Origin of the sequence: Hymenobacter frigidus (genome assembly GCF_014640435.1) — a bacterium.
Classification (GTDB): Bacteria; Bacteroidota; Bacteroidia; order Cytophagales; family Hymenobacteraceae; genus Hymenobacter; species Hymenobacter frigidus.
Genome location: NZ_BMGY01000011.1, coordinates 62,259 through 88,924 on the forward strand (window position 1 = coordinate 62,259; position 26,666 = coordinate 88,924).

A 26,666-nucleotide genomic window follows, 5' to 3' on the forward strand; every position below is an offset into this window, starting at 1 on the left:
TCCCCTTTTATGACCCCATACCTTTACGCTGTGCCCGCGCTGGGCATATTCGCATTGCTCTACACTTGGCTGCGGGCCGGCTGGGTGACTAAGCAAGATGCTGGTGATGAGCGCATGACCACCATTGCCGGCTATATCGCCGATGGGGCCATCGCCTTCCTCAAAGCCGAATACAAGGTGCTGGCCCTGTTTGGACTCATTGCGGGGGCCTTCCTGTTTTATCTGGGCAGCACCAGCGGCAACTCCAGCCCCGTTATTGTCATTGCTTTCCTGCTTGGGGCCGTGTTCTCGGCCCTGGCCGGCTTTATCGGGATGAAAATTGCCACTAAAGCCAACGTGCGCACGGCGCAGGCAGCCAAAACCAGCCTCAGCACGGCCCTGAACGTGTCGTTTTCGGGTGGTTCGGTGATGGGTATGGGCGTGGCCGGTTTGGCTGTGCTGGGCCTGGGGTCACTGTTCATCGTGTTCTATAAGATGTTCGTGCCCAGCGGTCTCGCCAATGGGATGGAAATGGTAAAGGCGCTGGAAGTTCTCACCGGTTTCTCGCTCGGCGCCGAAAGCATTGCCCTGTTTGCCCGCGTGGGCGGCGGCATCTATACTAAAGCAGCGGATGTGGGCGCTGACCTCGTGGGTAAAGTGGAAGCCGGGATTCCGGAGGACGACCCCCGCAACCCCGCAACCATTGCCGATAACGTGGGCGACAACGTGGGCGACGTCGCCGGCATGGGAGCCGACCTATTTGGTTCCTACGTAGCTACCATTCTGGCGACCATGGTGCTGGGCCGCGAAGTAACCGTGACCAACGACCAATTCGGGGGCCTCTCGCCAATTTTCCTGCCGATGGCCATCGCGGGCATGGGCATCTTGGCCTCGCTTATCGGTATTTTGTGCGTGCGGGTGAAGGAGGGAGGCAACGTGCAGGCCGCTCTCAACCTGGGCAACTACATCTCGGTGGCCATTTCCGCCGTTGCCTCTTATGGCCTCATCATGTGGATTTTGCCGGCTGGCAATTTTACTATCCGGGGCATTAGCTTCGATGCCCTGCACGTATTCTATGCCGTATTGGTCGGCCTCGTGGTTGGTACGCTAATGAGCATCATCACCGAGTACTACACCGCCATGGGCAAACGCCCGGTGAATAGCATCATTCAGCAAAGCAGCACCGGCCACGCCACTACCGTCATCGGCGGTTTGGCCGTGGGCATGGAATCAACGGTGCTGCCCATTCTGGTGCTGGCCGCCGGTATCGTGCTGAGCTACGAAGCGGCGGGCCTCTACGGCGTGGCCATTGCCGCTGCCGGCATGATGGCGACTACCGCCATGCAGCTGGCCATTGACGCCTTTGGTCCCATTGCCGACAATGCCGGCGGCATCGCCGAAATGTGCGAGCTGCCCAAGGAAGTGCGCGAGCGTACCGACATCCTCGATGCCGTGGGCAACACCACTGCCGCCACCGGCAAGGGCTTCGCCATTGCCTCGGCGGCCCTGACCTCGCTGGCGCTGTTCGCTGCCTTCATGGGTACGGCCAACATTACGTCCATCGACATCAGTAAGGCCCCCGTGCTGGCGGGCGTATTCATCGGGGCCATGATTCCCTTCATCTTCTCCTCGCTGGCAATTGCCGCCGTGGGCCGGGCTGCCATGGCCATGGTGCAGGAAGTGCGTCGTCAGTTCCGCGAAATCCCGGGCATCATGGAGGGCACGGGCCGGCCGGAGTACGAAAAGTGCGTGGCTATTTCGACTCAAGCCGCAATTCGGGAAATGATTTTGCCGGGCGCAATTGCCTTGCTCACGCCGATTATCGTGGGGTTCGGCTGCCGGGGCATGTTTTCGAATGCGTCTTCGCCCGAGGTGTTGGGTGGTCTGCTAGTCGGTGTCACGGTGAGTGGCGTGCTCATGGCCATGTTTCAGAGCAACGCTGGTGGTGCCTGGGACAACGCCAAAAAGTCCTTTGAAAAAGGGGTGATGGTGAACGGCGTGATGCAGTACAAAGGCTCGGATGCCCACAAAGCATCCGTAACCGGCGACACCGTGGGCGACCCGTTCAAGGATACTTCGGGCCCAAGCATGAACATTCTCATCAAGCTGATGAGCATTGTGTCGCTGGTAATTGCGCCTCACATCGCCGAAAAAGGCGGTGAGCGTGGCATGGCCCCGGTGCAGCTGGAAAAACAGCGCATTGAAACGGCGGTGCAACCCCGCGTGCGCTACGCCGAAAGCCTTGCTCCGGCCGCTGCCAAGGTTGTTCTCACGGCTCTGCGTCAAGTAAAATAATTTTTTTCAGCACCCTGAACCGCTCTGTTTTCAATAGTTAATAGATGGTAATTCATTGCTGAAAAGCTGGGTAATCGAAGGCCGCTGCCATTTTGGTAGCGGCCTTTTTCATGAATTTCCCACAGGGTGTAAGCTGCACCGAGCTAGCGGCTGGCCTAGTGAATGAGGTTTCACTTCATGTGACTCCCGCTTTGCCCGGCAAATAAATCCGAAACTTTCGCGGGGCCGTACGGTCAATCCGTGGCTAACTTCGCGGCTCATTATCCCCGCGCCGCATGGGCCAATCGCACGTTACCATTCACGATAGAGTTTTTCGGCCCTACCTGCCCGCCGCTGCGCTCGATGAAGCGGTGAGTACCCTGGCAACCCGGCTGAGCGCCGATTATGCCGGTCGGGAACCCTTGTTTGTGGTTGTGCTCACGGGAGCATTCATGTTTGCTTCCGACTTGCTCAAGCGGATGACGGAACCCTGCGAGATTGTCTTTATCCGCGTGGCTTCGTATGAGGGCACTGATAGCACCGGCGTGGTGCAGGAAGTGCTGGGCCTGCGCGAAAACATCCAGGGGCGCCACATCATTATTGTCGAAGATATTGTGGATACGGGCACGACCATGCACCACTTGCTGCCCACCCTCCTGGCCAAAGGTCCGGCTTCGGTCGAGATTGCTACCTTGTTTTACAAACCGGCCAGCCTGCGGCACGAGCTCGACCTGCGCTACGTGGCGCTGGAAATTCCCAATGACTTTGTGGTGGGCTATGGTCTTGACTACGATGGCCTGGGGCGCAACCTGCCCGATGTGTACGTGGCCGTGTAGCCGGTCCTTTGTTACCGATTGATTAACTTGCCCAAACCTACCAAACCTTCTCCCTCGCGCAACTTTCTTGTTCATGTTGAATATCGTGCTGTTTGGCCCGCCCGGTGCCGGTAAAGGAACCCAGAGCCAGAAACTCATCGCCCATTACAACCTGGTGCACCTGAGCACCGGCGACCTGCTGCGGGCCCAGATTGCCCAAGGCACTGAGCTTGGCCTCACCGCCAAAAAGCTCATGGACGAAGGTTTGCTGGTGCCCGATGCCGTCGTTATCGGCATGATTGGCAGCGCCCTGGAAACCAACCCTCAGGTAGGTGGCTTTATTTTCGATGGCTTCCCGCGCACGGTGGCCCAGGCCGAAAGTCTCGACCACCTCATGGCCGAGCACAACACTCACATTGGCTGTATGATTGCGCTCGAAGTGCAGGAGGAGGAGCTAGTGACCCGCTTGCTGGAGCGTGGCAAAACCAGCAACCGCCCCGACGACCAGGATGAAACCAAAATTCGCCGCCGCGTGAAGGTGTACAACACCGAAACCGCCCAGGTGGCCGGCTACTACGCCACCCAAAAGAAATTCCACGCCCTCAACGGCATTGGCCCGATTGACAGCATCTTCGCCGAAATCTGCGGGCTGATTGACCAGCACAAAGCTGCCGTGCCCGAAACTCCGGCCGCCGCAACCAACGAGGTAAAGGCGTAACTTTACGTTTTTAACACGACTGTCATCTTTTAATACGACTGTCATCCTGAGCGTAGCGAAGGACCTTATCACGTTAGAAAAACCGGCATTTGAACGTCTGTTCTGCCGTCCTTCCTAACGTGATAAGGTCCTTCGCTACGCTCAGGATGACCGTTTTTTACCTTAATACTTCAATTCCTGTGGCCTCAAGTAACTTCATCGACTACGTTAAACTCATCTGCCGCTCGGGCAAAGGCGGCGCGGGCTCGCACCACTTTTTCCGGGCCAAGGGCCTGCCCAACGGTGGCCCCGATGGCGGCGACGGCGGCCGGGGCGGCCACATCATCCTCGAAGGCAACTCGCAGCATTGGACCCTGCTGCACCTGCAATACCAGAGACACGTGTTTGCCAAAGACGGCGAGGGCGGGGGCGAAAACCTGCGCAGCGGCGCGCAGGGCGAAGACATCGTGCTGCAAGTGCCGCTCGGCACCGTGGCCCGCGACCCGGATGGCACCCACATTTTGGAAATCACCGAGCACGGCCAGCGGCTCACCCTCGTGCCCGGCGGGCGCGGCGGCTGGGGCAACGACCATTTTAAGAACTCCATCAACCAGGCTCCCACCTACGCGCAGCCCGGCGAGCCGGCCATTGAAGCCATCATCGTCTTGGAGCTGAAGCTGCTAGCCGATGTGGGTCTCGTGGGCTTCCCTAACGCGGGCAAAAGCACGCTGCTGTCCGTGGTATCGGCGGCTAAGCCTAAGATTGCCGATTACGCCTTCACCACCCTGGTGCCCAACCTGGGCGTGGTGGCCTACCGTGACTACAAATCCTTCGTGATGGCCGACATTCCCGGTATCATCGAGGGCGCGGCTGAGGGTAAGGGACTGGGCACCCGTTTCCTGCGCCACATCGAGCGTAACTCCATGCTGCTCTTTATGATAAGCTGCGACTCGCCCGACATTACGGCCGAATACAAGGTGCTAATCGGCGAGCTGGAGCAGTTCAACCCCGACCTGCTGGACAAGAAACGCCTGCTGGCCATCACCAAGTCCGATATGATTGACGAGGAGCTGGAGGCCGAAATCCGACAGTCGCTTCCGGCTGAGGTGCCCGCCATCTTCATTTCCAGCCTAGCCAATAAGAACATCGTGCAACTGAAAGATATGATTTGGAAGGCGTTGCATGAGTAGATTATTCGTCACCTAACTGTCCATAGGTATCATTGTAGATGTCCTGAAGCAGCTTCCCATTAAAAGACCAATAAGGACTTGGGGCAACGCTGTAATCTATATTTAATACTTTGCGCGTTGCAGCAGTCAATGACATTTCTTCTCCATTCAACTGTACCCTTTTAGAATCTACTACTGTTACGCTTACCGCATTCACCTTGCAGGTGAGTAGGGCGTTAGGAGGAATCTGCATTTCTGTGAAATTGAGTGGCGGGCGCTTCTTCTTAAGCTGAGTGCCAGCATCAACTTCCGATTGTGCGATTTCAATAGTTGTCGATTGATTTTCAATTTCATCCGTTGCGTCCTGGACATGGAGCAGCTTCAGAATCACGATTGCTTGGCTGGCCTCTATCGTAAAAAACTCGCGTTTGGGATTTACCCGATGCGGCGCAAAAGCAAGGTGTAAGGCTTTCTCTACTTCCTCTGAGTTGGGGACTTTACAGACAAATTCTAGATTGAATGGGACCGGAACACCAGTTGTGTACAGTTGGTCAATTCGGGTCTTTGCATCGTCATGACTTGTGCGTCCAATCTTAACCATGCCTGGCATTGCTGGATTTGTTAGAACATAAACGACACTTAACTGAGTAGAAAATGGTGCGGAAGGGTTCATCAACTTTGATATTTTGTAGAGCTGTAAAGATAGAAACTTCTAATGCCACTATGGCAGCCCACGCCCCTTTGGCAAGTGAATTGCGCCCGCAACGTGACTAACCGGCTAACCCCGTGAAAAACCCTTTCCGACGAATATTTCCGCAAATGGCTAACGATAACAACCTGCCCCAGGACGACAATCTGACCACTGACCCCAGCCACACCGCTGGCGAAATGGCCGATAACGAAGGCGGCGAAACCACCGACCCGGATATGACGGCCACTGGTGCGCCCGCTTCCGAGGCGTCCCGCACCGACGCCGAGCTGGTGGACCTCAAAGACAAGTATTTGCGCCTGGCCGCCGAGTTTGAGAACTACAAGCGCCGCACTACTAAGGAGCGGATTGAGTTGTTCAAAACTGCCAGCCAGGAACTGATGGTGGCCCTGCTGCCGGTACTCGACGACTTCGAGCGCGCCCGCAATGCCACGGCCGTTACCACCGACGCCAACGCCGTGCGCGAAAGCATCGAAATAATTCAGAGTAAGCTGAACAAAACCTTGCAGCAAAAGGGTTTGACCGCCATGGAGGCCAAGGGTGGCGACTTCGATGCCGAGCTGCACGAGGCTATCACCCAGATTCCCGCGCCCAGCGACGACTTGAAAGGGAAAATCGTGGACGAGGTGGAGAAAGGCTATTATTTAGGTGATAAAGTGATTCGCCACGCCAAAGTGGTGCTAGGGCAATAGGTTTAAACTAACTGTCATCCTGAGCATTTTGCGCATAAAACAAAGTTTAAGGACCTTATTACGACTGAACGAGTTGCAGTAATCAATTCGACGCAAAAGTGATAAGGTCCTTCGACTTTGCTTTATGCGCAAAATGCTCAGGATGACAGACGATTCTTAAAGGAGAAAATGGCTACGAAGCGCGATTATTACGAGATACTAGGCATTGCCAAAAACGCGGCCGCGGACGAAATCAAGTCGGCTTACCGGAAGATGGCCATCAAGTTCCACCCCGACAAGAACCCCGACGACCCGTCGGCCGAAGACAAGTTTAAGGAGGCGGCCGAGGCTTACGAAGTGCTCAGCCACGCTGAAAAGCGCGCCCGATACGACCGGTACGGCCATCAGGGCATGGGCAACGGCGGCGGCGGTGGCGGGCCGCAGAACATGGAGGACATCTTCTCGCAGTTCGGCGATATTTTCGGCGGCGGCGATGGTTTCTTCGGCGGCGGGCGGCAGGGCGGCGGACGGCGGCAGCGCAAGGGCTCGAACCTGCGTATTAAGCTGAAGCTCGACCTGGAGGAAATCGCCAACGGCGTAGAGAAGAAAATCAAGGTGAAGCGCTACGTGGCCTGCACGCCGTGCAGCGGTACCGGCGCTAAAAACGGCACCGACCTTAAAACCTGCTCCACCTGCCAGGGCCAGGGCCAGACTAAGCGCGTGGTGAACACCATGCTCGGCCAGATGGTGAGCAGCAGTACCTGCCCCACCTGCAACGGCGAAGGCAAAACCATTGTGAGCACCTGCGACGTGTGCAAGGGCGAAGGCCGGCAGCTGCACGAGGAAGTGATTCCCATCAACATCCCGGCGGGCGTGGCCAACGACATGCAGCTGAGTATGAGCGGTAAAGGCAACTTTCCCGAGCGCGGCGGCGTGCCCGGCGACCTGCTGATTCAGATTGAGGAGGAGCCGCACGAATTCCTGAAGCGCGACGGCAACAACATCATGTTTGAGCAGTACATCTCCTTCGTGGATGCGGCTCTGGGCGCGAGCCTGGAGGTGCCTACCATTGAGGGCAAGGTAAAAATTAAGGTGGACCCGGGCACCCAGCCCGGCAAAATTCTGCGTCTGCGCGGTAAGGGCATCAAGGACCTGAATGGCTACGGCCGCGGTGACCAGCTCATCCACCTGAACGTGTGGACGCCCAAGAACGTGAGCAACCAAGAGCGTGAGCTGCTGGAGAAGCTGCGCGATTCGGACAACTTCACGCCGCACCCCGGCAAGAATGAGAAGGGCTTCTTCGAGAAAGTGAAAGAATACTTTGCTTAAGGTCCTTCAGAGGCAGAAAAGCCCGCTTTCCAATTGAGGAAGGCGGGCTTTTCTGCTTAATGCCTCTTGGCATTTTTCAAAATTGAGCTAGAGCGGTTCCGGGGTTAGTGTACGTGTAGCGTGGACTCTGCGAGTCCGCGTGTAGGTCGGGCCGGGCGCGGACTCGCAGAGTCCACGCTACATCGCCTACGTACACGAACTCCGAAACTGCTCTAGGCTGGCATTGGTGCTTACAGCAACGGCTTCACTTGGTAACCTTGCTGGCGAAGTAGCGCCAGCACGCCGCTGGGGCCGCCCAAGTGGGCCGCGCCCACGGCAAAAAAGGTTGGTTTGCTGAGCGCTTGCTGCGCCATGAGCGGTATCCAGCGCTTGTTGCGGGCGGTGACGAGCTGGTCTTCGTACTCTTGCAGGCCGAATTTGCTGCCCATCGACTTTTTCAGGAGGCCCTCTACGTCCTGGGCTTGGTAGAGCTGAAGCAGGTCGCGGAATTCCTGCTGGGCTTCGGCGCGCTTCACCACCATATCGGACAGCAGGTGGGCCTGCTTGTCGCACGGAATATTGTCGAACAGGCTCATTTGTTCGGCCACCGTTTCTAGGCCAATGACTTCCAGCTGCTTGGCTTTGGCAATTTCGACTAACGCCATTTCGTAGCTTCCCACCGGGCAGCCCAACATTTTGGAGTAGAGCAAACTGGAGAGCAAGAGCGGCTTCATGGAGCCCATCTGGGCAAAAGGCATTTTCAGCTCGTTGGTATAATAGTCGTTCACCACGGCGTATTCCTCCTTGGTCATGCAGCCTTGCACGGTTTGGCCGGCGGGCAGCGTGAGCCGACTGCGCATTTCTTCGCCCATCGTGGGGCTGTCCATGTCCAGCTCCAGGGCCACTTGCTGCGAGTTGCCGACGGCTCTTTTAACTGCCTCGCTCACTTTGAGGTCGTCGGCGCAGAGCAGGTGAATAGTCCCAAACACATAGGACGGCTTGGCCAGCTTGTTGCCCGAAATTTCCCAAAGCAGAGATTTGGTGGAAGCGGCGACGGGTGTTGATTGGGTGGTTCTAGCTGCTTTTTGGGCGTGGGCCAGGGGGCTGGCTACTAACAAAGCGGCGGCCAGTGAAAGGGTTAGAAGGCGCATTTTTTTTGCAGAAAAAAGATGAGAAAATTGGAAGGCGTGAGTCGGTTATCTGGCTTGCGTTTCGGCGGTTGGTTTGTGTGTGGCTTGATGCAAGGCGCGGCCTATGTCGTAGCTGAAAAGGCCGATAGAGGCACCCAGCAATAGCAAGGAAGTCAAGCGGCACCAGGTTAAAAGTGGCTTCACAGCAACCCGGGCTGCAGGAGAACCATCGGACACATCAGAGAGCAGTAGGGCACCGGCAAATAGGCCTGCAGCCAGCGCGGCGAAGTAATAGCCGACCACGAGCTGAGAAACGCTCCCCAAGCCGAAGGCGATACTGGCAATGACGTTTGGTTTTTTCATGAGGCAGATTTGGATGATAGCCGTTGCTTTGGGTCATTCATCGTCCATCTGCGGCTGGCATTACATCCACCCAGATAAAATATATATTCGCAATATTATTCGGCTTGGCGCTGTAATGCCGGGGTTTGCCGCTGCGATTAACTTTCGGAAATCTTTCCCCTGCATGTCTTCCGCTGCTCCATCTGCTGATTTTGTTGCCGTACTGCACGAGTACCAGCCGCTGCTGCGGCGCGTGGCGCGCCTGTACTGCCAGGATGCCGACGACCGGCAGGACTTATTTCAGGAAATGGTGCTGCAGCTGTGGCGGGCGTGGCCGCGCTACGTGCCGCAGCCGGGAGCCAAGCTGAGTACCTGGCTCTACCGCATTGCGCTGAACGTGGCCATTTCGAACCTGCGCCAGCGCACCCGCCGCCCCGCGCCGGGCGAGTTGGATGCCGAAGCCTTGGCCGTGGCGCAAACGTCGGACTCCGACTTTGATGCCGACGACCGGGCCGTGTTGTACCGGGCCATTGGCCGCTTGTCGGAGGTCGATAAGGCCTTTGTGCTGCTGTACCTCGAAGACCGGCCTTATGATGAGATGGCCGATATCCTCGGCATCACCCAGAATAATGTGCGCGTGAAAATGCACCGCGTTCAGGACAAGCTTCGCACGCTCATGGGCCAGCCGGCCTAACGTAACCACCTCTTTTTATGGAACTTGATGAACTCCGCCGGCGCTGGCAGCAGGCGCCACCCACGGCCGACCTGACCGAAACGAGCCTGAAACAACTGCTCAAGCACCGCTCTACTAGCTTGGTTGAGAAAATGCGCCGTAACGCCCGTCTGGAAGCTGGACTGACTGTGCTGGTAATTATGTTGCTGCCGGCTTACATTGTTTACACTGACATTGTTTACGCTGACGAGCTGCCCCTTCAGCTTTGGGGTAAGTTCATGCTGGTGCTGGCCGTAGGTATGTTGTATTACTACTACCTCAAGCTGGGACTGCTACAGCGCATGGCCCACGCCGAAACGCAGGTGCGCCAACACCTGAGCCAGCTTTGTGCCGGGCTGCGGCAACTGCTGCGCTTCTACTACCGCCTCACGCTGGCAACAGGGCCTTTCGGGTTCCTGATGGGGCTGGGCTTCGCCGTAAGCAAGGAGTACGCCCACAGCCGGCTGACGCCAGGCTATGTCGTTGATTGGGAAGCGCTTGGCATCATGACCGCAGTGATGCTGGTGGGTGGCGCCCTGCTGCAAGTGGGCACTGTGTACGGTACGCGCTGGTACCTCCAGTACCTCTACGGCCAGCACCTCGACCGCCTCGAAGCCAGCCTGCGCGAGCTGAGCGACGAGCCGGCCGGCTGATATTCCGTCCATTCGGCTACATTTAATCCGTCAATCAACCCTTTTTCTCTGTGAAACCAATACTGGAAGCCATCGACGTGCACAAGGCCTACGCCAACCACGTTGCCCTCTCAGGCGTGAGCCTGGAAATTCCCGAAGGCAGCATCTTCGGCCTGCTCGGGCCCAACGGCGCGGGCAAAACCTCGCTCATCCGCATCATCACCCAGATTACGGGGGCCGATGAGGGTGAAATCCGGTTTCGGGGCGAGCGGCTGAATCCCTCGCACATTGCCCAAATTGGCTACCTGCCCGAAGAGCGCGGCCTCTACAAAAAGATGAAAGTAGGCGAGCAGCTGCTTTACCTGGCGCGGCTGCGGGGCCTGAGCCGCGCCGATGCTACGGCCCGCATCAAGCAGTGGCTGAGCCGATTCGAGATAAAGGAATGGGCTAATAAGAACGTGGAGGACCTGAGCAAGGGCATGCAGCAGAAGGTGCAGTTTATTGCCACGGTGCTGCACGAGCCCAAGCTGATTATTCTGGATGAGCCGTTCTCGGGCTTCGACCCCATCAACGCCAACCTGATTAAAGACGAAATTCTGGACCTGCGCAAGCAAGGCGCGACCATTATTTTCTCGACGCACCGCATGGAGTCGGTGGAGGAATTGTGCGACAATATTGCCCTGATAAACCGCTCGCGCAAGGTGCTGGACGGTCCCATTGGCGTGATTCGGGACCAGTTCAAAACCAATACCTACGAGGTGGAAGGCCGGGGCAAGCTGATGGTGGTGCATCCCGACTTTGAAGTGGTGGAGCAGTCGGAACGCGAAAACGGCCATTTCTACGCCCGGGTGCAGCTGCACGCCGGCGTGCGGCCCAACGACTTGCTGCGCTACCTCATTACCAATGTGGAAGTGGAGGCGTTTCGGGAGCAGATTCCGAGCATCAATGAGATTTTTATCCGGCGCGTGCGCGAAACCATGCCCGAAACGCTGGTGGAAGAAACCGCTTAAACTCGTCTGTCGTGCCCACGCAGTCAGCCGCTCGCGGCGACTGATATTGGCAATTCTAATTACAGATTCCAGCAGTTGCGGGTGGGATGAGGTCCTTCGACCTTGCTTCATTCGCAACATGCTCAGGATAACATAAAACAACAATCATGGTCTCTAAATTCTTACTCGTTGCCCAACGCGAATACCTGACCCGGGTCCGCAAAAAAGCATTTATCGTCCTGACCCTGGCCGTGCCGCTGCTACTGGCCGGCTTCGGCTTCTTTATCGTTAAAATTGCCAGTTCTGATAACGACAGCACCGACGTGGTGGAGGTGCGCGATGACAGCGGCCTCAACCTGACTAGCCGGTTGGTAGGCACGTCACAGCTGCGCTTCGAAAGCACGACTGAAAGCCTTGCCAACGCCAAAAAAGGCTTTCAAAAAGCCAAGCACGACGGCTTGCTCTACCTGCCGGCCGGGCTGGATGTGGAAAAGCCCGCGGGCGTGCAGTTCTACGGCAAAGGCAACATCAGCCTGAAAAAGCAGCTGGCCGTGGAAACCGCCCTGAACAAAGCGTTTTCGGAGCTGAAAATGCAGAAGTCCGGTCTTTCGCAGGAGCAGCTCGACCGCCTGCGCTCCAAAGTCAGCCTGCAAACCATCAGCCTCGACGACACCGGTAAGGAGGCCGATAGCAACGCCCTGGCCACTTCGGGCATGGCCTACGTGCTGGCGCTGGCTATTTACATGTTCATCTTCATCTACGGCGTGCAGATTATGCGCGGGGTGGGGGAGGAGAAGTCGAGCCGGATTATGGAGGTGATGCTGTCGTCGGTGAAGCCGTTTGACCTGATGATGGGCAAAATTGTGGGCATTGCGGCCGTTGGGCTCACGCAGTTCCTGCTGTGGGGCCTGCTGTCGTTTGGGGTGTCGTCGCTGCTGATGCCCATCCTGATGCGCGATGACAAGCCCAAAACCGAAGTGGCCGCCACCCCGACGCCCGCCCCCGGCACCAGTGCCACGGCAGCCGCCAACGACGAGCCGCAAAGCGCCGCCGAAGGCTTCGACCGTGGCATCAGCAAGCAAACGGAGCAATCGAACCCCGCTGGCCGCTTCAATATCTTTAAAACGCTGGGCGATTTGCCCTTGGGCACTATTCTGTTCGGCTTCATCGTGTACTTTCTGGGTGGCTACCTGCTCTACGGGGCGCTGTTTGGGGCCGTGGGGGCGGCCGTGGACGACCAGACCGATACCCAGCAGTTCATGTTTCCGATTACCATGCCGCTCATCCTGAGCTATGTCGTGGGCGTATCGGTGATTCTGCGCAACCCCGACGGGCCGGTGGCTTTCTGGATGTCGATGATTCCCCTGACCTCGCCCATTGCCATGGTCATCCGCCTGCCCTTCGGCGTGCCGGCGTGGCAGCTGGCGCTGTCCATCGGGCTGCTCATTCTGGGTTTCATCGGCACGGTGTGGGTGGCGGCCCGCATCTACCGCGTGGGGGTTTTGATGTACGGCAAGAAGGTGACCTACAAGGAGCTGGGTAAGTGGATGTTCTATAAGGGGTAGCGTTGTTGTATTCAGGAAAACCTTGAACGTCATGCGGCGCTTGTCAGGGCATCTTTGCCACAACGCTAAAATCAGTTAGCGGCGCGGTGGAGACGCTTTGACTTCGCTCCGCATGACGTTCTTTCGTAGTATGACAACCGCCTTGTTCCGCTCATTTCTCATTCTTTGTCTGGCTTTCACCGGCCTCGCCTTCACCGGCGACCGGCCGGCCTACCGTCTTTTCACCGCCGCCGGCCAACCCGCCGATTACGACCAGATGATGCAGGAACTGGCGCAGGCCGATGTCGTGCTCTTCGGTGAGCAGCACAACGATGCCGTCGCCCACTGGTTGGAATTGCAGGTGACTAAGGACCTGCTGAAGCTGAAGAAGCCCGGCCAACTGGTGCTGGGGATGGAAATGTTTGAGCGTGACGTGCAGCCGCTGGTAGCGCAATATGCCGCCGGCATGCTGGCCGATACCGCTTTCCTGCGTCAGGCTCGTCCGTGGCCCAACTATGATACCGACTATCGCCCGCTGCTGCAGCTGGCCCGCGAAAACCGGGTGCCCGTGGTGGGTACCAACGCCCCGCGTTCCTTTGCCAGAGTCGTGGCCCAGCGCAGCCTCACCGCCCTCGATAAAATTCCGGCAGCCGACCGCGCCCTACTCGCGCCGCTGCCGCTGAAGGTTGACTACGACTTGCCCGGCTACAAAAACATGGCCGCCATGTTCGGCGGCGATGGCAAAGCCCACGGCGGCGGGGCCCAGAACATCATCCAGGCCCAGGCGCTGAAAGATGCCACCATGGCCCACTTCATCCAAACCAGCCGCCAGGATGGCCAAATCCTGCTTCACTTCAACGGTAGCTACCACTCCGATAACCACGACGGCATCGGGGCCTACTTGCGTCAGTATGCGCCCAAGCTCCGCGTGCGCACCCTCAGCGTAGTGACCCAGGAGCAGCTTCAGACGCTGGACAAGGAGCAGGTGAACGTGGCTGATTTTGTGGTGGTGGTGCCGGTGGATGCCAGTAAAACGTATTAATTTAAGGCTCAAGCATAAAACATAAGCGAGCAGGAAATGAAATATTCATGCATCTTCAAAGAAATATATCAGTCGCAGCTGGGGCCACTTGAGTTGCTGATAAATTCAAGCAACCAGTTATTCGCGGAAGAAAATAAAAAGGGTGTTCTTGTCACTGCTGATTACGAGGTGGTGATTAAAAAAATAGCTCCCTATTTTGACTGGCTACCAGCAGGAATGCAGGTTGAATCTGCACAAGCGTGGCTTTTTTACCTTAGCAAACGGAACGCAGGCAGCGAGCAACTTAGCTTCAGCATAGCGTTGCAGGCAACAAATACAGTCGTGCAATGCGGAGCGGCAACGGGACAAAATCTGATTGCAGTTGAGTTCGAAAACGGCACCCGCCAAATGCACATTGGTACAGAAGATGAGGATGCAATGGCTTATCGGGCATCAATTAGTGACCATATGCCAGCACGATTTGAAACCCTATTGTCGAAATACGAAATGGAGGTAACCACAATAACCGCGTGTGGCCTGTTCACCCAAATTCCTGTTTTGGTAATGGGCGAGCAGTTTTACTTTCATTACATCGTGGCTGAAAACCCGTGTTTACAATCAACTGATTACCCCAATGAGGCGGATGCCTCGACATGGTTTGCGGTTGAGCAATCTAAAATGCAGTTAGAGCGAAGCTGGCGTGTGCAATCGTAAATTGTTGGCCCCAAACAGCCTCACTCATTTATTCACTCATGCCTAGTACCGACACCCAGAAACAAGACCTATTTCAGCAGGTAGCCGCGAAGCTTCAAAAACAAGGATTCACCATTGCCAGAGAGGACCAAACGCGCCCATGGGGCGGTTTTTTCGTCATTCAGGAAGACCAGGCCCAGAATTTTGCCAACACTTATTTCGATGGTCTTTCGGTGGAGGAACTGAAGATTTCTGGCAAGCTCAGTCCCAAGGTGTTGCTGGTGGCTCCCGGGCAGCGCCTGAGCTGGCAGTACCACCACCGCCGCGCCGAAATCTGGCAGGTGGTGCAGGGTCCCGTGGGCGTAGCCACCAGCGACACCGATGAGCAGGGCGAAGTGAAAAGCTACGCAGTGGGCGAGCGCATCGTGCTGAAACAAGGCGAGCGGCACCGCTTGGTGGGCCTCGAAGGCTGGGGCGTACTGGCCGAAATCTGGCAGCACACCGATGCCGGCAATCCCTCGGATGAGGACGACATCGTGCGCGTGCAGGACGATTTTGGGCGCTAAGCAGTCGTGCACAAGTAACCGTAGTCAACTAAAAAGAACGTCATTCCGAGCTTGCCGAGGAATTTCGCCGGAGTCATCCGCGCCGCCTACTGGCGCGAGCGAGATTCCTCGGCAGGCTTGGAATGACGTTCTTCTTTATCCGGTTACTTATGCGTGGGCACTTTAATCAACCGTTTTGAGCATAAAAAAAGCCCGGCAGACCCGGGCTTTTTTTATGCTCAAAACGGTTGATTAAATCCTGAATCGTGTCGGCGGCTATTCCTCGGGCTTGACCTTTTTCAGGGCCTCGGCCAGCGACTGCTGCAACTTGGCGCCGGAATCGGCCGGGGCGGTTTCGCTGATGTTGTACTGCTTTTGCATTCGTTCCCATTCCTCAATCGGGATGAAAACGCCGGTAATTTTGCCTTTGTCGTCGGAAAGATATTTAATGTCCATAGGGCTGCTGAATGAGTTGAGGCAAGAGGCTGGTGGGTAGATACGGTGGCAAATTACTCGCCCGGATGGTACGTTTTTTCGGCGTGCGCCTTCACGTCTTCCGGGTAAAAGCGCACTTCCTTAAACTGGCCCTTGCAATATAGAGCGGCCTGGTCGGTGAAGTGCGGGGTGCCGGGCCGGCTGCTCTGCCCACCCGTCATCACGGAGCGGGCCACGATGCGCGGGCCGAAATCGACCACGGCCACGAAGCTGTTGCCGATGTCGCCGTAGCGCTTTTTGGTGCCCGGGTAAGCCTGCGCCTTGAACGAAGCCAGCGAGCCCCAGTTGGCCGACGTGAAGGCCACCGGTAGGCTAGGCTGCTGGTCGTCGTAGGTTTCCGCCACGCGGCCGGTGAGGCGCTGGAAGCGGTTGACTTCACCCCAAGGCATCTTCCAGGTGCCGAAGTCGCGGGTGAGGTCGTCGAGGGTTTCGGCCAAGGTGGCGATTTTTTCCTGCGGTGTGGTGCTGCTCATTGCAAAACGGGTGAAGGCGATGTAGTCGAGCTGAGGCTGGGCGGCCGGCACGCGGGCGCGAACCAGGGCCTGAATCCGCTCGGCCCAGTAGATGGCCACCGTTTGGGCCACCGAGGTTTGGCTGTAGCCGCGGTTCCAGGCGCGCAGCAGCCCGACGGCTTCGGCCACGGCTGGGGTCGCCTTTTCGGCCGCGGTGGGCTGGTAGGCGGCCAGCAGCGGTGGCAGCAGGTCGTCGAAGGCGGTGAGGTGCGGGTCGTTGGCGGCCGCAACCAGGGTGTCGAGGGTGAAGCTGGCTTTGCTGCCGAGCACGCGTGCAGCGTTGAGGCCGCGGTAGTTTTCGGCATCGGGGGCCATGTAGGCGGGGTATTTGGCGGCGGCCGGGCTGCTGGAACCGGACACGGTGAAGGGCGTGGAATTGCAATTCTGGATGAAGCCACTGGCCGGGTTGTGTACCTGCACCAGCTCGTTCACCCCGTGAAAGCCCTGCCACTCGGTGGCCGAGGTGCTGCCGTCCACGGGCTGGTTCCAGTCGAACTTGGGGCTGCGCTTGGGCATGTAGTTGCCGTGCCAATAGGCCGTATTGCCCTTGGTATCGGCAAATACGGTGTTGTTCGAGGCGTTGCCGTTCAGCTTCATTACCTCCTGAAAGCTGGGGTAGTCCCGGGCCTTGGTGCGCAGGTAGGACTGCCGCAACGCCGCGAGGGGCTCGTTCATCATGCGCACGGCTACCCATTGCGTCTCGGATTTCTGGCCCACCACAGGGCCGTGGTGGGTGCGGTAGGTGGTGAACTCCTTGCGCAGCAGCTGGCCGCCTTCTTTGTAGGGCAGCGACACTTTTTGCACCACCACGGGGCGTAGCTTGCCGTCGTATTTGTAGTAAAATGCGCCGCCTTTTTTCTCGATGGTTTCGAGGTACTCGTCCATCGAGTCGGCGCTGCTGGAAGTGTGCATCCAGCCGCAGTGCTGGTTGAAGCCCTGGTAGACAAAAAACTGGCCCCAGGTCACGGCGCCGTAGGCATTCAGGCCCTGCTCGCTCACCATCTGCACCTCGGAACGGAAGTAGAACGACGTGTGCGGGTTGATGAGCAGCAAGGCGTGGCCGTTGGCGCTTTTGCCCGGCCCAACGGCAAAGCCATTCGACCCAATCTCGTCCCGGTCCTTGCGCCCGGCGTCGGCATCAATCCAGGAGCTGGACTTTTTCTGTCCGTAAAACGACTTTAGCCGGCCCACCGATACTACGCTGATGTTGCCGCCAATGCTGCCCTCGCTGAACATGAGCGGCATCCAGGGCTGGAAACGGCGTAGCAGCCGAGGCTGCACCGTGGGGTGAGTGGCCAGGTAATAGTTGGTGCCGTCGGCGAAGGCTTCGAGTAATTTTTTCAGGTCGGCCGGGCTTTTTTTGTAGATGGCAATTGCTTGCGTAGTATCCATAAAGAGGCGGGCGCGCAGGTCGTGGTACAACTCCTTTTCGCCCTCCACTTCGGCCAGGCGGCCGATGGCATCAAGGTAATTGGTTTCGACGCGGTTGAAATCGTCCTCGCACTGCGAGTAGAGCAGGCCGAACACTGCGTCGGCATCGGTCTTGCCATAAATATGCGGCACGCCCCAGGTATCGCGAATAATCTGGACTTGCTGGGCCTGCTGCTGCCAGCGGGCCACTTCTGCTTTGGTGAATTTTTGCGCCTGGGTAGTCAGCGCCAGCAGGCACAGAAGGAGCGATAGGGAATGCCGCATAGTAGCCGGGTTAATTAAAATGTCAACCCAAAGAAAACGAAAAAGCCCCGACCAAAAGGTTCGGGGCTCACAAATCAGTGACGCAAAATGCTGGCGGGTACTAGGCCGAGAACGACGAGCCGCAGCCGCAGGTGCTTTTGGCCTGGGGGTTGTTGAATACAAAGCCGCGGGCGTTGAGGCCATCTTGAAAGTCAACTTCCATGCCCAGCACGTACATGGCGTGCTTTTTATCCATAATGAGCTTGAGGCCATCGAGGTCGTAGGTTTCGTCGGCATCCTTGGCTTTGTCGAAGCCGAGCAGGTAGCTCATGCCCGAGCAGCCGCCGCCCTGCACACCAATGCGCAGGCCGTAATCGGCCGGGACGTTTTTTTCCTGGATGATGTTTTTCACCTCCACTACGGCGCGGTCGGTAAGGGTAATGGGGGCGAGGGTGGCAACAGAAGCCATAATGTAATGACGGTTTAAAGCGAGAGGGATGCAAAGATACAGCAGCTACCGGAGTAGCTCGCGACGCCGCTATCAGGGAGCAAACAGCAGTTGGGGGCCGGCGGTTCACGGCGTAAATTTGCCCGAAGTGCGGTAAGCTTTTGCTTGCCGCCGATACCATGACAACTACCCGTTAACTGGTCAGCGAAAGCCTGCCTTCTAAATGGATTCGACTACCTATTTCTTCGACCTGCTCAAGATTACCCTGCCCGCGCTCATCGTGGCTGGGGCCATCTACCTGCTGTTCCGGCAGTTTCTGGACCGGGAGCAACAGCGCCGCCTGATTGAAATGCGCTTAGAAAGCAGCAAAGCCACACTGCCGCTGCGCCTGCAGGCCTACGAGCGCATCGTGCTGTTTCTGGAGCGCATTTCGCCCAACAACATCCTCGTGCGTCTGAGCAGCGCCGGCTCCACCGCGCCCGATTTTCACCGCTTGTTGCAACAGGAAATCCGGGCCGAATACGAGCATAATCTCTCGCAGCAGCTCTACATTTCGGGCGATGCCTGGACGTTGGTAAAAGAGGCCAAGGAAAACGTGCTGACCATGGTTAACCGCGCTTTCCACGGCCTGCCCAACCCCGGTCAGGCGCGCGGCACCGAGCTAGCCAAGCGCATTCTCGAAGGCCTGATGCTGGACGGGGCCGAGCCCACCGCGCAGGCGCTGGCCGTGGTGAAGAACGAGGCCGCCGGGCTGTTTTAAGGTAGTGGGTGCGCCTTGCAATGACAAAGGGCGCTTACACGGCCACTGCCACTGCTTCAATAGCGCGCCTGTAGCATTCCTCGTAGCGTGGCACAATGTATTCTACGTCAAACTCCTCGGCGCGGGCGCGGGCGGCGGCTTTGAAGCGGGGTAGGTTCGCATCGTCCAGTACGTAGAGGGCATTTTTCACCATGTCGGCCACGTCCCCGATTTCGCTCAGCATCCCGGTTACACCGTGCACGTTGAGCTCGGGGATGCCGCCGGCGTTGGTGCTCACCACGGGCACCTCGCAGGCCATGGCTTCGAGGGCGGCGAGGCCGAAGCTCTCATTTTCCGAAGGCATCAGGAACAAGTCGCCCACGCTGAGCACTTCCTCCACGGCTTCGAGCTTGCCCAGGAAGCGCAGGTCGCGGTGCACGTCGAGGTCGCGGGCCATTTTCTCCATGCGGTTGCGGTCGGGGCCGTCGCCCACCAGCAACAGCTTGGCCGGAATCTGCTCCCGCACGCCCACGAAAATGCGCAGCACGTCTTCCACCCGTTTCACGGTGCGGAAGTTGCTGGTATGAATGAGCAGCTTCTCGCCCTCGGGGGCAATAGCAGCCCGGAAATGGCTTTTTTCCTGCTTTTTGAAGCGGTTCAGGTCGATGAAGTTGGGAATGACAGTGATGTCCTTCTCGATGGCAAAGTACTGGTAAGTTTCGCGCCGCAAGTCATCCGAAACCGACGTTACGCCGTCGCTCTGGTTGATGCTGAACGTAACCACCGGCTCGAAGCTGGCATCCTTGCCCACCAGGGTAATATCGGTGCCGTGCAGCGTGGTCACCACCGGAATCTGGATGCCGCGGGCACGCAAAATCTGCTTGGCCATGTAGGCCGCCGAGGCGTGCGGAATGGCGTAGTGCACGTGCAACACGTCGAGCTTCTCGTTCTGCACGATGTCGACCATCTTGCTGGTCAGCGCCAGCTCGTAGGGCGGAAACTGGAAAAGCGGGTACGCCGGCACATATACCTCGTGATAAAAGAGGTTTTCGTTGAAGAAATCGAGCCGTACGGGCTGGCTGTAGGTGATGAAATGCACGCGGTGGCCACGTTGGGCCAGGGCCTTGCCCAGTTCCGTGGCCACCACGCCAGAGCCGCCAAACGTGGGGTAACAAACGATACCGATATTCATAAAGGAAGTAACGCGAAAAGCTGCCGCGCGTTCTGCGTAACCGGAATTGGTCAGCGATGTTGGCGCCGGAGCAGTATTCTTGCTAAATACAACGCAAGCGCAACATCGTTGCGCGGTGCCATCCATTGGAATCTGCGCACATGCAATTCAGTAGGCCCCTGATTAATTGCTTGACGGGACTACAGCTTGAAAAAATAAGTGCCCGTCAACTGCACCACGCGGTTGTAAGCGGCATCCTGGTAGAAGTTGTGCCCGTGGTCGTAGACCTGGTCAGCACTGTTCTGGTGCAGGTTCCGTAGCCCCAGGCTGCAGCCGAGTTGCACCTGAACCGGGCCTCGCCGGTAGCCAATCCCAAAATTAACGCCCGCATCCAGGCGGCGGTTATTGGAATCGGGGCCATAAGCTACCTTTTCGTCAGTGCTTTGGGAGGCAAATCGGACAAAGGGCGAAAAGCCTGAGATGGTGCCGCGCTGCCGGCCGCCTACACCCAGCGCCACATAGGGCCCCGCGAACACCTGGAAGCCGTGCAGGGTGTACACCACGTTCACCGGCAACTCCAACCAGTTGTAGCGGTTGACCGTGGACATTGCTGTGCCACTCATGCCTGCGACACCACTAACATAAGTAGCGGCACTAAACTGCTCACCTTTTTGCGAAAATACCAGGGCTGGCTGCAACGCAAACCGACGAAAGGCCACCTCCAGCACCGCGCCCGCCTGCCAGGCGTAAATAGCCGACTTGCTGGCCGAATAATAATACTGGGAGCTTGGGGAAGTACTGGCCGGCTCTACCGTGGAAGTGGCCCGATTGAGGCCGCCACGCAGGCCCAGCCGGAAAGTGGGTTGGGCCGCAGCGGAAGCGGCACTCAGCAGCACAGTAAAAAGCAAAAGGTAAAAGCGAGCCATCGGGAAAGACGATTAGGTGAACAATGCCACTCTGACCGCCCGTCCCGCCTGAACGTTGCGCGGGGCTTATTCTTTTAGCTTCCCCGCCGCCAACGACTTGTAAATCACCTCCTGAATCCGCGTGCGGATATTGTATTGGCGCAGCTTGTTGTTGCCGGCATCGGGGTACACGCGGTTGGAGAGGAAGATGTAGAGGATGCCGTTATCGGGGTCCATCCACACGCAGGTGCCCGTGAAGCCGGTGTGGCCAAAGGTGCTGGCCGGTGCCAAGTTGCTGGTGGGGCCGGTGGGCTTGCTGGGGTCGCCGTGGTCCCAGCCCAGGCCGCGACGGCTGCCACCACCCTGCGGGCGGGCAAATTCGGTCACGACAGCCGACTGGAAGTAGCGGGTGCCGCCGTAGCGGCCGTTTTGCAGGTTCATCTGCATCAGCACGGCCAGGTCGTTGGCGGTGGCAAATAGGCCAGCGTGGCCACCCACGCCACCGACCAGGGCCGCGGTTTGGTCGTGCACCGTGCCTTGCAACTGCTCCCGGCGATAGTACGTGTCGTTTTCGGTAGGGGCAATGCAGCTTTTGGGAAAGCGCTGCAACGGGTTATACGTCATACTGCCCAGGCCCAGTGGACGGTAAAAATTGTCCTGCAGAAAGTTCTCGATGGGTTGCTTAAGAATTTTCTCGCACACCCGCTTCATCACCATAAAACTCAGGTCCGAATACTCAGTGGGGTACTTGCCCTTGATTTTGGGCAGCAGGCTGGAGCGCATCGTCCAGGCCCACACCGAGTCATCGGCGGCTTTCGTGCTGTACTCGCCGGGCACCACCTCGTTAGGGAAATTATCAGAGCGAGTGCTGGCGTAGAAAGTCGGCTTCAAACCATTGCTGTTAATGGTGCGCTCCCAGGTAGGAATGCCCGGCTTGAGGCCAGCCTGGTGCAGCAGCACATCGCGAATGGTCATGTCGCGCTTGTTGGTACGGGCCAATTCAGGCAGGTAAGTAGCCACTTTTTCCTCCAGGTTCAACCGGTTCTGGTCTTTGAGGTACATCACGGCCTGGAGGGTGCCGGCCACTTTGGTCACCGAGGCCAAGTCGTAGAGCGTGTTGCTGGTTACGGGTTGGCTCTGGTCGTAGGTGCAATAGCCGTAGCTCTGGTCGAACACCACGGTGCCGTTTTTCGCCACCAGCACCTGGCAGCCGGGGGCGGCGGCGTAGGTCTGGCTCTCCAGGGCAATGTTGTCAATCTGGGCCAGTACGCGGGAACTCAGGCCTTCGCTTTCGGGGGTGGCGTAGCGCAGGCGGTGCAGGTCGAGCGTAGCCAAGCCATCGCTCACCTTCATGTTGGGCGACACCGTGACCGGCAGCTTGCCCCGCGCCGGCAACGCGCCAAATAGTACCTGTGGCACCACCAGCTGCGCCGCGTAATGGTCTTCGTAGCCGCAAACCAGGGTACGGGCGCTTTCCAGAAACTTCAGCGAATACGCATTGCCCATGGCCACCACCACCGTTTTGAGGCGGGGATTGGCTTCGAGCTGCTTGATGAATTTCAGCGCCCCATCGCCCAGGCCGTAGTTGTGGCTGGGCGTGTTATTCATGTTGTGCAGGCTCACCACCACCACGTTGTAGCCCTGCAGGCGGCTGCTGATGCGGGCAAATGTGCTGTCGTCGGCGTAGCGGTTGGGTACGGCGTACACCGGCCCAGGCTGGTATTTGTTGAAGATGGTCGCGTACGGTCCCTCAGCCTGGGTACCAATGGTAATGGCCGCGATGCGCAGCGTATCAAGCCGCTGGAAAGGCAGGAGATTATCGTCGTTTCTAACCACCGTCACGGCATGCTCAAAAATATTCTGAGCCAGCACTTTCGTGTCGGGCGTATTCAGGCTGTCGCGCAGAGTCGCCAGGTTGGTCGGCTTGTAGTCGGCCAGTCCCGCCCAATACTTGGCCCGCAGAATCTTACGAATGCGCAGGTCCAAATCTTCCTGCTTCAGCTTGCCCGCCGCCACGGCCTCCCGAATGCGGAGCAGGGCCGACGGCACGTCTTCCGAAAACAGCAGCACGTCGTTGCCAGCCGCCAGCGCCATGGCATCCAGTTCGCCGTCTTTGTACAGCCGGCTCACGCTCTTCATATTCAGCGCGTCGGTGAATACAAGGCCTTTAAAGCCCATCTTGTCCTTCAGCAAATCCGTCACCAACGCGTGCGACAGCGTGGTGGTCTTAGCATTAGTCGTGTCGAAAAGCGGCATGTATAGGTGGGCCACAATCACGCCCATCACCCCTGCCTCAAACGACTGCTGGAAGGGCACCAAGTCCACTTTCGTGAGCCGGGCCATGTCGGTGTTGATGACCGGCAGCGACACGTGCGAGTCGGTGTCGGTATCGCCGTGGCCGGGGAAGTGCTTGGCCACCGCCATCACGCGGCTATCCTGCAGGCCCTTGATGTATTGGATGCCGAGCTTGCCCACCTGCACCTGGTCCTCGCCAAACGAGCGGTTGCCAATCACCGGGTTGCCGGGGTTGGAGTTCACATCGAGCACCGGCGCAAAGTCGACGTGCACGCCCAGCGCGCGCATTTTGCGGGCGATGTTGCGGCCCATCTGGTACACGTACTTGGGGTCGTCCATGGCCCCCAGGGTCATCTGTTTGGCGAAATGCGCCGACGAGTCGAGGCGCATATCGAGGCCCCATTCGGCGTCCATGGCAATGAGCAGGGGCACCTTGGCGGCGGCCTGCAAGCGGTTGGTCATGAGGGCTTGCCGCTTGGGGCCGCCCTGCATAAACATCACCCCGCCAATGTTTTGGTTGCGCACCTGGCGCTCAATGCGCTCGACGTGGCTGCGGTCCTTGTTGGAGTAAGCGGCCACCATAAACAGTTGGCCCAGGCGCTGCTCGGGGGTGAGCGAGTTGAATACGCTGTCGACCCAGGCCACTTCGGCCGGCGAGGTCGGCATGGGGTCGGCCGGCAGTTTTTTTACTTCAGAAAACGACAGCAGCAATCCTGTGGCCAACAGCAAGGCTGCGAAGCCTAACCGGAAAGGAATGCGCATCAGCCCCGTGGGGGTGGTGGGTTGGTTCAAGAGGCAAACGGGCCGCGGGGGCCGTACTTTTGTCGTGGGTAATGGCGGAACCCGCCAGCCAGGTTTGGTGGTTCCAAATGTGGCCGACGGCGGAGCAAAACAAGCACGGCGTGAGCCGTGAAAATTTGTGCCGTAACTCCGCTATTTAGCCACAAAGCTACGCAGAAAACCCCGGCGCGGGTTTGAAACGCGGGGAGTTTCTGGTTAGTATCCGGTGCGTTTCCACTTGTTTACGTGCTGGTTAGCTCCTTGCTGCCCGCTTTTCACCCGTCGCTCCCTGACTCCAAAAGATGCCCGATATCATTCATTTGCTCCCCGAATACCTCGCCAACCAGATTGCGGCCGGCGAGGTGGTGCAGCGCCCCGCTTCGGTGGTGAAGGAGCTGCTGGAAAATGCCGTCGATGCCGGGGCCACGCAGGTGCAACTCATTGTGAAAGAGGCTGGTAAGCAGCTCGTGCAGGTCGTCGACAACGGGGCCGGCATGTCGCCCACCGATGCCCGCATGAGCCTGGAGCGCCACGCCACCAGCAAAATTCGCAGCACCGAAGATTTATTTCGCATCCGCACCCTGGGCTTCCGCGGCGAGGCCCTGGCCAGCATCGCGGCCGTGGCCCAAGTGGAAATCCGGACCAAGCAGCGCGAGCACGATACCGGCAGCCTGCTGCTGGTAGAGGGTTCGCAGGTGACCAGCCAGCAGCCCACGGCCTGCCCCGATGGCACTAGCATCGCCGTCAAGAACCTGTTCTTCAACGTGCCCGCCCGGCGCAACTTCCTCAAGAGCAACGCCGTCGAAATGCGGCATATTCTCGATGAGTTTCAGCACGTAGCGCTGGCTAACCCGCAGATTGCTTTTTCGCTCTACCAAAACGAGCTTGAAGTGTTTGGCCTGCCCGCCGGTAAGCTCAGCCAGCGCATTGTAGCGCTGCTCGGCAACGGCTACAAGGAGCAGCTGGCAGCCTGCGAGGAAGTGACGCACTCCATTTCGGTGCGCGGTTTCGTGGGCAAGCCGGAGTCATCGAAGAAAAGCCGGGGCGACCAGTTTTTCTTCGTCAACAACCGCTTTATCCGTTCGGCTTACCTCAACCACGCCGTGCTGGCGGCCTACGAAGGCCTGCTGGCCCGCGATACGCACCCGTTCTACGTGCTGTTTCTGGAGCTCGACCCCAAGGCCATCGACATCAACGTGCACCCCACCAAGACGGAAATCAAGTTCGAGGACGAGAAAACCGTGTACGCCGTGGTGCGGGCCGCCGTGAAGCAAAGCCTGGGCCTGCACAACATCGCGCCCTCGCTGGATTTCGACGGTGATGTGAACTTTGCGCCCATCCGCCCGCTCCGGGCCGGCAGAAGCACCGGCGAGCCCGACGACCACCTGCCCGTCATCACGCCCGCCGCTCGTGCCGCGGCCAGTGCCGACAGCTACCGTCCCGACGCTTTAGCATCGGCGGTTTCGGGTTCCGGCCGGCCCGGGGGCAGCAGCTCGGGCTTCAGTAATTTCCAGTCCGATACCCGGCGCGACGGCTACGAGCGGCCGCTGCCGCCGCGCCCCAACGAGCAGGCCCGCCGCGAGCTGGAAGCTTTTTACCGCGAGCTGGGCCAGCCCGTGCGCGACGACGCTGCCATTGATGAAGTGACGGCGCGCAGCTTCGCTACGGCCCCGGTCGCCGATGCCAGTGAAGCAGCCCTTCGGCGCGAGCCCGCCAGTACCGCTGATTTGTCGTTGGGCCTCACCACGCCGGAGCCAGTGCCGGGCCGCCCAAGCCCCGCCCGTGAGGGTGGCTCGGGTAGCCGCGCCGTGCAGGTGCAGCAGCGCTTCGTGCTGGTGCCCGTGAAATCGGGCGTGCTGCTGATTGACCAGGAAGCCGCCCGCGAGCGGATTCTCTACGAGCAGTACCGGCAGGAGCTGGCCCGCGCCGTGGGCTCGTCGCAAACCTTGCTTTTTCCGCGCACGGTCACGTTTTCGCCCGTCGATTTTGCCGTGCTGCGCGAGCTCACCGAGCCGCTGCACGCGCTGGGTTTCATCTTCGCCGAATTTGGACCGAATACCATTGCGGTGGAAGCCATTCCGGCCGGCATGCCTGTTCAGGATGAAAAAGACCTGTTAGAAAGCCTCATCGAACAGTTTCGCACCGCCGCGGGCCCACTCAAACTCGACCGCAGCGAGAGCCTGGCCCGAGCCCTGGCCCGCCGCGTGGCCGCCGGCACGGCCACCGCCCGCCTCCCCGAAGCCGAGCTAAGCGCCCTGGCCGACCGCCTCTTTGCCTGCCAGGTGCCCGGCTACACCCCTGACGGCCGTAAAACTCTCGTGCTGCTCGATGGTCAGCAGCTGGCCGACTTTTTCCGTAAGTAGCGCCACCCGTTGGTCCTTTGCTCCCCCGTGCGGGCCACTAGCTTTGCACGCACT

Annotated in this window: 24 protein-coding genes; 15 read left to right on the plus strand and 9 right to left on the minus strand. The window is 58.5% G+C overall.

Translation table 11 applies throughout. From position 1 onward, the window contains the following. Window positions 1-9 precede the first annotated feature (9 nt). The 4 genes from IEW17_RS07970 (at window position 10) to obgE (ending at window position 4,955) form a co-directional block, all read left to right on the plus strand. The gene (locus tag IEW17_RS07970; protein ID WP_188561507.1) at window positions 10-2,274 is read left to right on the plus strand and encodes a sodium-translocating pyrophosphatase; all 2,265 of its coding nucleotides are present in this window, start codon (window positions 10-12) and stop codon (window positions 2,272-2,274) included. 275 nt (window positions 2,275-2,549) lie between these two features. Then, window positions 2,550-3,089, plus strand: a complete 540-nt coding sequence (hpt, locus tag IEW17_RS07975) for a hypoxanthine phosphoribosyltransferase (RefSeq protein ID WP_188561508.1) — start codon at window positions 2,550-2,552, stop codon at window positions 3,087-3,089. Between the two features lie 73 nt (window positions 3,090-3,162). Beyond that, window positions 3,163-3,786, plus strand: coding sequence for an adenylate kinase (locus tag IEW17_RS07980; RefSeq protein ID WP_188561509.1), 624 nt, complete (start codon window positions 3,163-3,165; stop codon window positions 3,784-3,786). Between the two features lie 179 nt (window positions 3,787-3,965). Continuing rightward, the gene (gene obgE / locus IEW17_RS07985) at window positions 3,966-4,955 is read left to right on the plus strand and encodes a GTPase ObgE (protein ID WP_188561510.1); all 990 of its coding nucleotides are present in this window, start codon (window positions 3,966-3,968) and stop codon (window positions 4,953-4,955) included. Between the two features lies 1 nt (window position 4,956). On the opposite strand, the gene IEW17_RS07990 is transcribed toward obgE, so the two are convergent. Beyond that, window positions 4,957-5,607 carry a GIY-YIG nuclease family protein gene (locus tag IEW17_RS07990; RefSeq protein WP_188561511.1) on the minus strand — a complete coding sequence of 217 codons (651 nt, stop codon included), beginning with the start codon at window positions 5,605-5,607 and terminating at the stop codon, window positions 4,957-4,959. Window positions 5,608-5,753: 146 nt separating this feature from the next. Here IEW17_RS07990 and IEW17_RS07995 point away from each other — a divergent pair, with 146 nt between their 5' ends. Both IEW17_RS07995 and dnaJ read left to right on the plus strand, forming a co-directional pair. Continuing rightward, the gene (locus IEW17_RS07995) at window positions 5,754-6,335 is read left to right on the plus strand and encodes a nucleotide exchange factor GrpE (protein WP_188561512.1); all 582 of its coding nucleotides are present in this window, start codon (window positions 5,754-5,756) and stop codon (window positions 6,333-6,335) included. Window positions 6,336-6,503: 168 nt separating this feature from the next. After that, window positions 6,504-7,643, plus strand: a complete 1,140-nt coding sequence (gene dnaJ, locus IEW17_RS08000) for a molecular chaperone DnaJ (RefSeq protein ID WP_188561513.1) — start codon at window positions 6,504-6,506, stop codon at window positions 7,641-7,643. A 230-nt stretch (window positions 7,644-7,873) separates the two neighbouring features. On the opposite strand, the gene IEW17_RS08005 is transcribed toward dnaJ, so the two are convergent. Next, window positions 7,874-8,773, minus strand: coding sequence for a TraB/GumN family protein (locus IEW17_RS08005; protein ID WP_188561514.1), 900 nt, complete (start codon window positions 8,771-8,773; stop codon window positions 7,874-7,876). Between the two features lie 45 nt (window positions 8,774-8,818). Then, window positions 8,819-9,115, minus strand: a complete 297-nt coding sequence (locus IEW17_RS08010) for a hypothetical protein (RefSeq protein WP_188561515.1) — start codon at window positions 9,113-9,115, stop codon at window positions 8,819-8,821. A gap of 163 nt (window positions 9,116-9,278) precedes the next feature. On the opposite strand from IEW17_RS08010, the gene IEW17_RS08015 reads away from it, so the two are divergent. The 7 genes from IEW17_RS08015 (at window position 9,279) to IEW17_RS08045 (ending at window position 15,251) form a co-directional block, all read left to right on the plus strand. Continuing rightward, window positions 9,279-9,788 carry an RNA polymerase sigma factor gene (locus IEW17_RS08015; protein ID WP_188561516.1) on the plus strand — a complete coding sequence of 170 codons (510 nt, stop codon included), beginning with the start codon at window positions 9,279-9,281 and terminating at the stop codon, window positions 9,786-9,788. A 17-nt stretch (window positions 9,789-9,805) separates the two neighbouring features. Then, complete coding sequence (locus IEW17_RS08020; RefSeq protein WP_188561517.1) at window positions 9,806-10,459, plus strand: hypothetical protein; 654 nt, start codon at window positions 9,806-9,808, stop codon at window positions 10,457-10,459. A 50-nt stretch (window positions 10,460-10,509) separates the two neighbouring features. Then, window positions 10,510-11,448: an ABC transporter ATP-binding protein gene (locus IEW17_RS08025; protein ID WP_188561518.1), complete on the plus strand. Its 939-nt coding sequence runs from the start codon at window positions 10,510-10,512 to the stop codon at window positions 11,446-11,448. A gap of 146 nt (window positions 11,449-11,594) precedes the next feature. Beyond that, entirely contained in the window at window positions 11,595-12,992 is a 1,398-nt protein-coding gene (locus IEW17_RS08030; protein WP_188561519.1) for an ABC transporter permease, read from the plus strand. 130 nt (window positions 12,993-13,122) lie between these two features. After that, window positions 13,123-14,013: a ChaN family lipoprotein gene (locus tag IEW17_RS08035; RefSeq protein WP_188561520.1), complete on the plus strand. Its 891-nt coding sequence runs from the start codon at window positions 13,123-13,125 to the stop codon at window positions 14,011-14,013. A 36-nt stretch (window positions 14,014-14,049) separates the two neighbouring features. Beyond that, complete coding sequence (locus IEW17_RS08040; RefSeq protein ID WP_188561521.1) at window positions 14,050-14,706, plus strand: hypothetical protein; 657 nt, start codon at window positions 14,050-14,052, stop codon at window positions 14,704-14,706. 38 nt (window positions 14,707-14,744) lie between these two features. After that, window positions 14,745-15,251: a cupin domain-containing protein gene (locus IEW17_RS08045; protein ID WP_188561522.1), complete on the plus strand. Its 507-nt coding sequence runs from the start codon at window positions 14,745-14,747 to the stop codon at window positions 15,249-15,251. Between the two features lie 255 nt (window positions 15,252-15,506). Here IEW17_RS08045 and IEW17_RS08050 read toward each other — a convergent pair whose 3' ends face one another. The 3 genes from IEW17_RS08050 to IEW17_RS08060 form a co-directional block, all read right to left on the minus strand. Next, the gene (locus IEW17_RS08050) at window positions 15,507-15,686 is read right to left on the minus strand and encodes a hypothetical protein (protein WP_188561523.1); all 180 of its coding nucleotides are present in this window, start codon (window positions 15,684-15,686) and stop codon (window positions 15,507-15,509) included. A gap of 53 nt (window positions 15,687-15,739) precedes the next feature. Further along, a complete protein-coding gene (locus tag IEW17_RS08055; protein WP_188561524.1) occupies window positions 15,740-17,932 on the minus strand; it encodes a penicillin acylase family protein in 2,193 nt (730 codons plus the stop codon). Window positions 17,933-18,032: 100 nt separating this feature from the next. Beyond that, complete coding sequence (locus IEW17_RS08060) at window positions 18,033-18,380, minus strand: HesB/IscA family protein (RefSeq protein ID WP_035566984.1); 348 nt, start codon at window positions 18,378-18,380, stop codon at window positions 18,033-18,035. Between the two features lie 202 nt (window positions 18,381-18,582). On the opposite strand from IEW17_RS08060, the gene IEW17_RS08065 reads away from it, so the two are divergent. Next, window positions 18,583-19,119 (plus strand): DUF7935 family protein, encoded by a 537-nt coding sequence (locus IEW17_RS08065; protein ID WP_188561525.1) that lies wholly within the window; start codon window positions 18,583-18,585, stop codon window positions 19,117-19,119. Between the two features lie 34 nt (window positions 19,120-19,153). Here IEW17_RS08065 and bshA read toward each other — a convergent pair whose 3' ends face one another. The 3 genes from bshA to IEW17_RS08080 form a co-directional block, all read right to left on the minus strand. Next, window positions 19,154-20,290 carry an N-acetyl-alpha-D-glucosaminyl L-malate synthase BshA gene (bshA, locus tag IEW17_RS08070; RefSeq protein ID WP_188561526.1) on the minus strand — a complete coding sequence of 379 codons (1,137 nt, stop codon included), beginning with the start codon at window positions 20,288-20,290 and terminating at the stop codon, window positions 19,154-19,156. Between the two features lie 179 nt (window positions 20,291-20,469). After that, on the minus strand, window positions 20,470-21,195 hold the full coding sequence (locus IEW17_RS08075) for an outer membrane beta-barrel protein (protein ID WP_229748877.1): 726 nt from the start codon (window positions 21,193-21,195) through the stop codon (window positions 20,470-20,472). 66 nt (window positions 21,196-21,261) lie between these two features. Next, window positions 21,262-24,261 carry a serine hydrolase domain-containing protein gene (locus IEW17_RS08080; RefSeq protein WP_229748878.1) on the minus strand — a complete coding sequence of 1,000 codons (3,000 nt, stop codon included), beginning with the start codon at window positions 24,259-24,261 and terminating at the stop codon, window positions 21,262-21,264. A gap of 290 nt (window positions 24,262-24,551) precedes the next feature. On the opposite strand from IEW17_RS08080, the gene mutL reads away from it, so the two are divergent. Then, on the plus strand, window positions 24,552-26,612 hold the full coding sequence (gene mutL / locus IEW17_RS08085) for a DNA mismatch repair endonuclease MutL (protein ID WP_188561528.1): 2,061 nt from the start codon (window positions 24,552-24,554) through the stop codon (window positions 26,610-26,612). Window positions 26,613-26,666 lie beyond the last annotated feature (54 nt).

Bases quoted from the DNA above. Each gene is read 5' to 3' on its own strand.
- mutL (WP_188561528.1), top strand. From the start codon at position 24,552: ATGCCCGATATCATTCATTTGCTCCCCGAATACCTCGCCAACCAGATT.
- IEW17_RS08060 (WP_035566984.1), bottom strand. From the start codon at position 18,380: ATGGCTTCTGTTGCCACCCTCGCCCCCATTACCCTTACCGACCGCGCC.
- IEW17_RS08075 (WP_229748877.1), bottom strand. From the start codon at position 21,195: ATGGCTCGCTTTTACCTTTTGCTTTTTACTGTGCTGCTGAGTGCCGCT.
- IEW17_RS08035 (WP_188561520.1), top strand. From the start codon at position 13,123: ATGACAACCGCCTTGTTCCGCTCATTTCTCATTCTTTGTCTGGCTTTC.
- IEW17_RS08065 (WP_188561525.1), top strand. From the start codon at position 18,583: ATGGATTCGACTACCTATTTCTTCGACCTGCTCAAGATTACCCTGCCC.
- IEW17_RS07970 (WP_188561507.1), top strand. From the start codon at position 10: ATGACCCCATACCTTTACGCTGTGCCCGCGCTGGGCATATTCGCATTG.
- IEW17_RS07990 (WP_188561511.1), bottom strand. From the start codon at position 5,607: ATGAACCCTTCCGCACCATTTTCTACTCAGTTAAGTGTCGTTTATGTT.
- IEW17_RS08015 (WP_188561516.1), top strand. From the start codon at position 9,279: ATGTCTTCCGCTGCTCCATCTGCTGATTTTGTTGCCGTACTGCACGAG.
- bshA (WP_188561526.1), bottom strand. From the start codon at position 20,290: ATGAATATCGGTATCGTTTGTTACCCCACGTTTGGCGGCTCTGGCGTG.
- dnaJ (WP_188561513.1), top strand. From the start codon at position 6,504: ATGGCTACGAAGCGCGATTATTACGAGATACTAGGCATTGCCAAAAAC.
- IEW17_RS07980 (WP_188561509.1), top strand. From the start codon at position 3,163: ATGTTGAATATCGTGCTGTTTGGCCCGCCCGGTGCCGGTAAAGGAACC.
- IEW17_RS08040 (WP_188561521.1), top strand. From the start codon at position 14,050: ATGAAATATTCATGCATCTTCAAAGAAATATATCAGTCGCAGCTGGGG.
- IEW17_RS08055 (WP_188561524.1), bottom strand. From the start codon at position 17,932: ATGCGGCATTCCCTATCGCTCCTTCTGTGCCTGCTGGCGCTGACTACC.
- IEW17_RS08050 (WP_188561523.1), bottom strand. From the start codon at position 15,686: ATGGACATTAAATATCTTTCCGACGACAAAGGCAAAATTACCGGCGTT.
- IEW17_RS08020 (WP_188561517.1), top strand. From the start codon at position 9,806: ATGGAACTTGATGAACTCCGCCGGCGCTGGCAGCAGGCGCCACCCACG.
- IEW17_RS08030 (WP_188561519.1), top strand. From the start codon at position 11,595: ATGGTCTCTAAATTCTTACTCGTTGCCCAACGCGAATACCTGACCCGG.
- IEW17_RS07995 (WP_188561512.1), top strand. From the start codon at position 5,754: ATGGCTAACGATAACAACCTGCCCCAGGACGACAATCTGACCACTGAC.
- IEW17_RS08010 (WP_188561515.1), bottom strand. From the start codon at position 9,115: ATGAAAAAACCAAACGTCATTGCCAGTATCGCCTTCGGCTTGGGGAGC.
- IEW17_RS08045 (WP_188561522.1), top strand. From the start codon at position 14,745: ATGCCTAGTACCGACACCCAGAAACAAGACCTATTTCAGCAGGTAGCC.
- IEW17_RS08005 (WP_188561514.1), bottom strand. From the start codon at position 8,773: ATGCGCCTTCTAACCCTTTCACTGGCCGCCGCTTTGTTAGTAGCCAGC.
- hpt (WP_188561508.1), top strand. From the start codon at position 2,550: ATGGGCCAATCGCACGTTACCATTCACGATAGAGTTTTTCGGCCCTAC.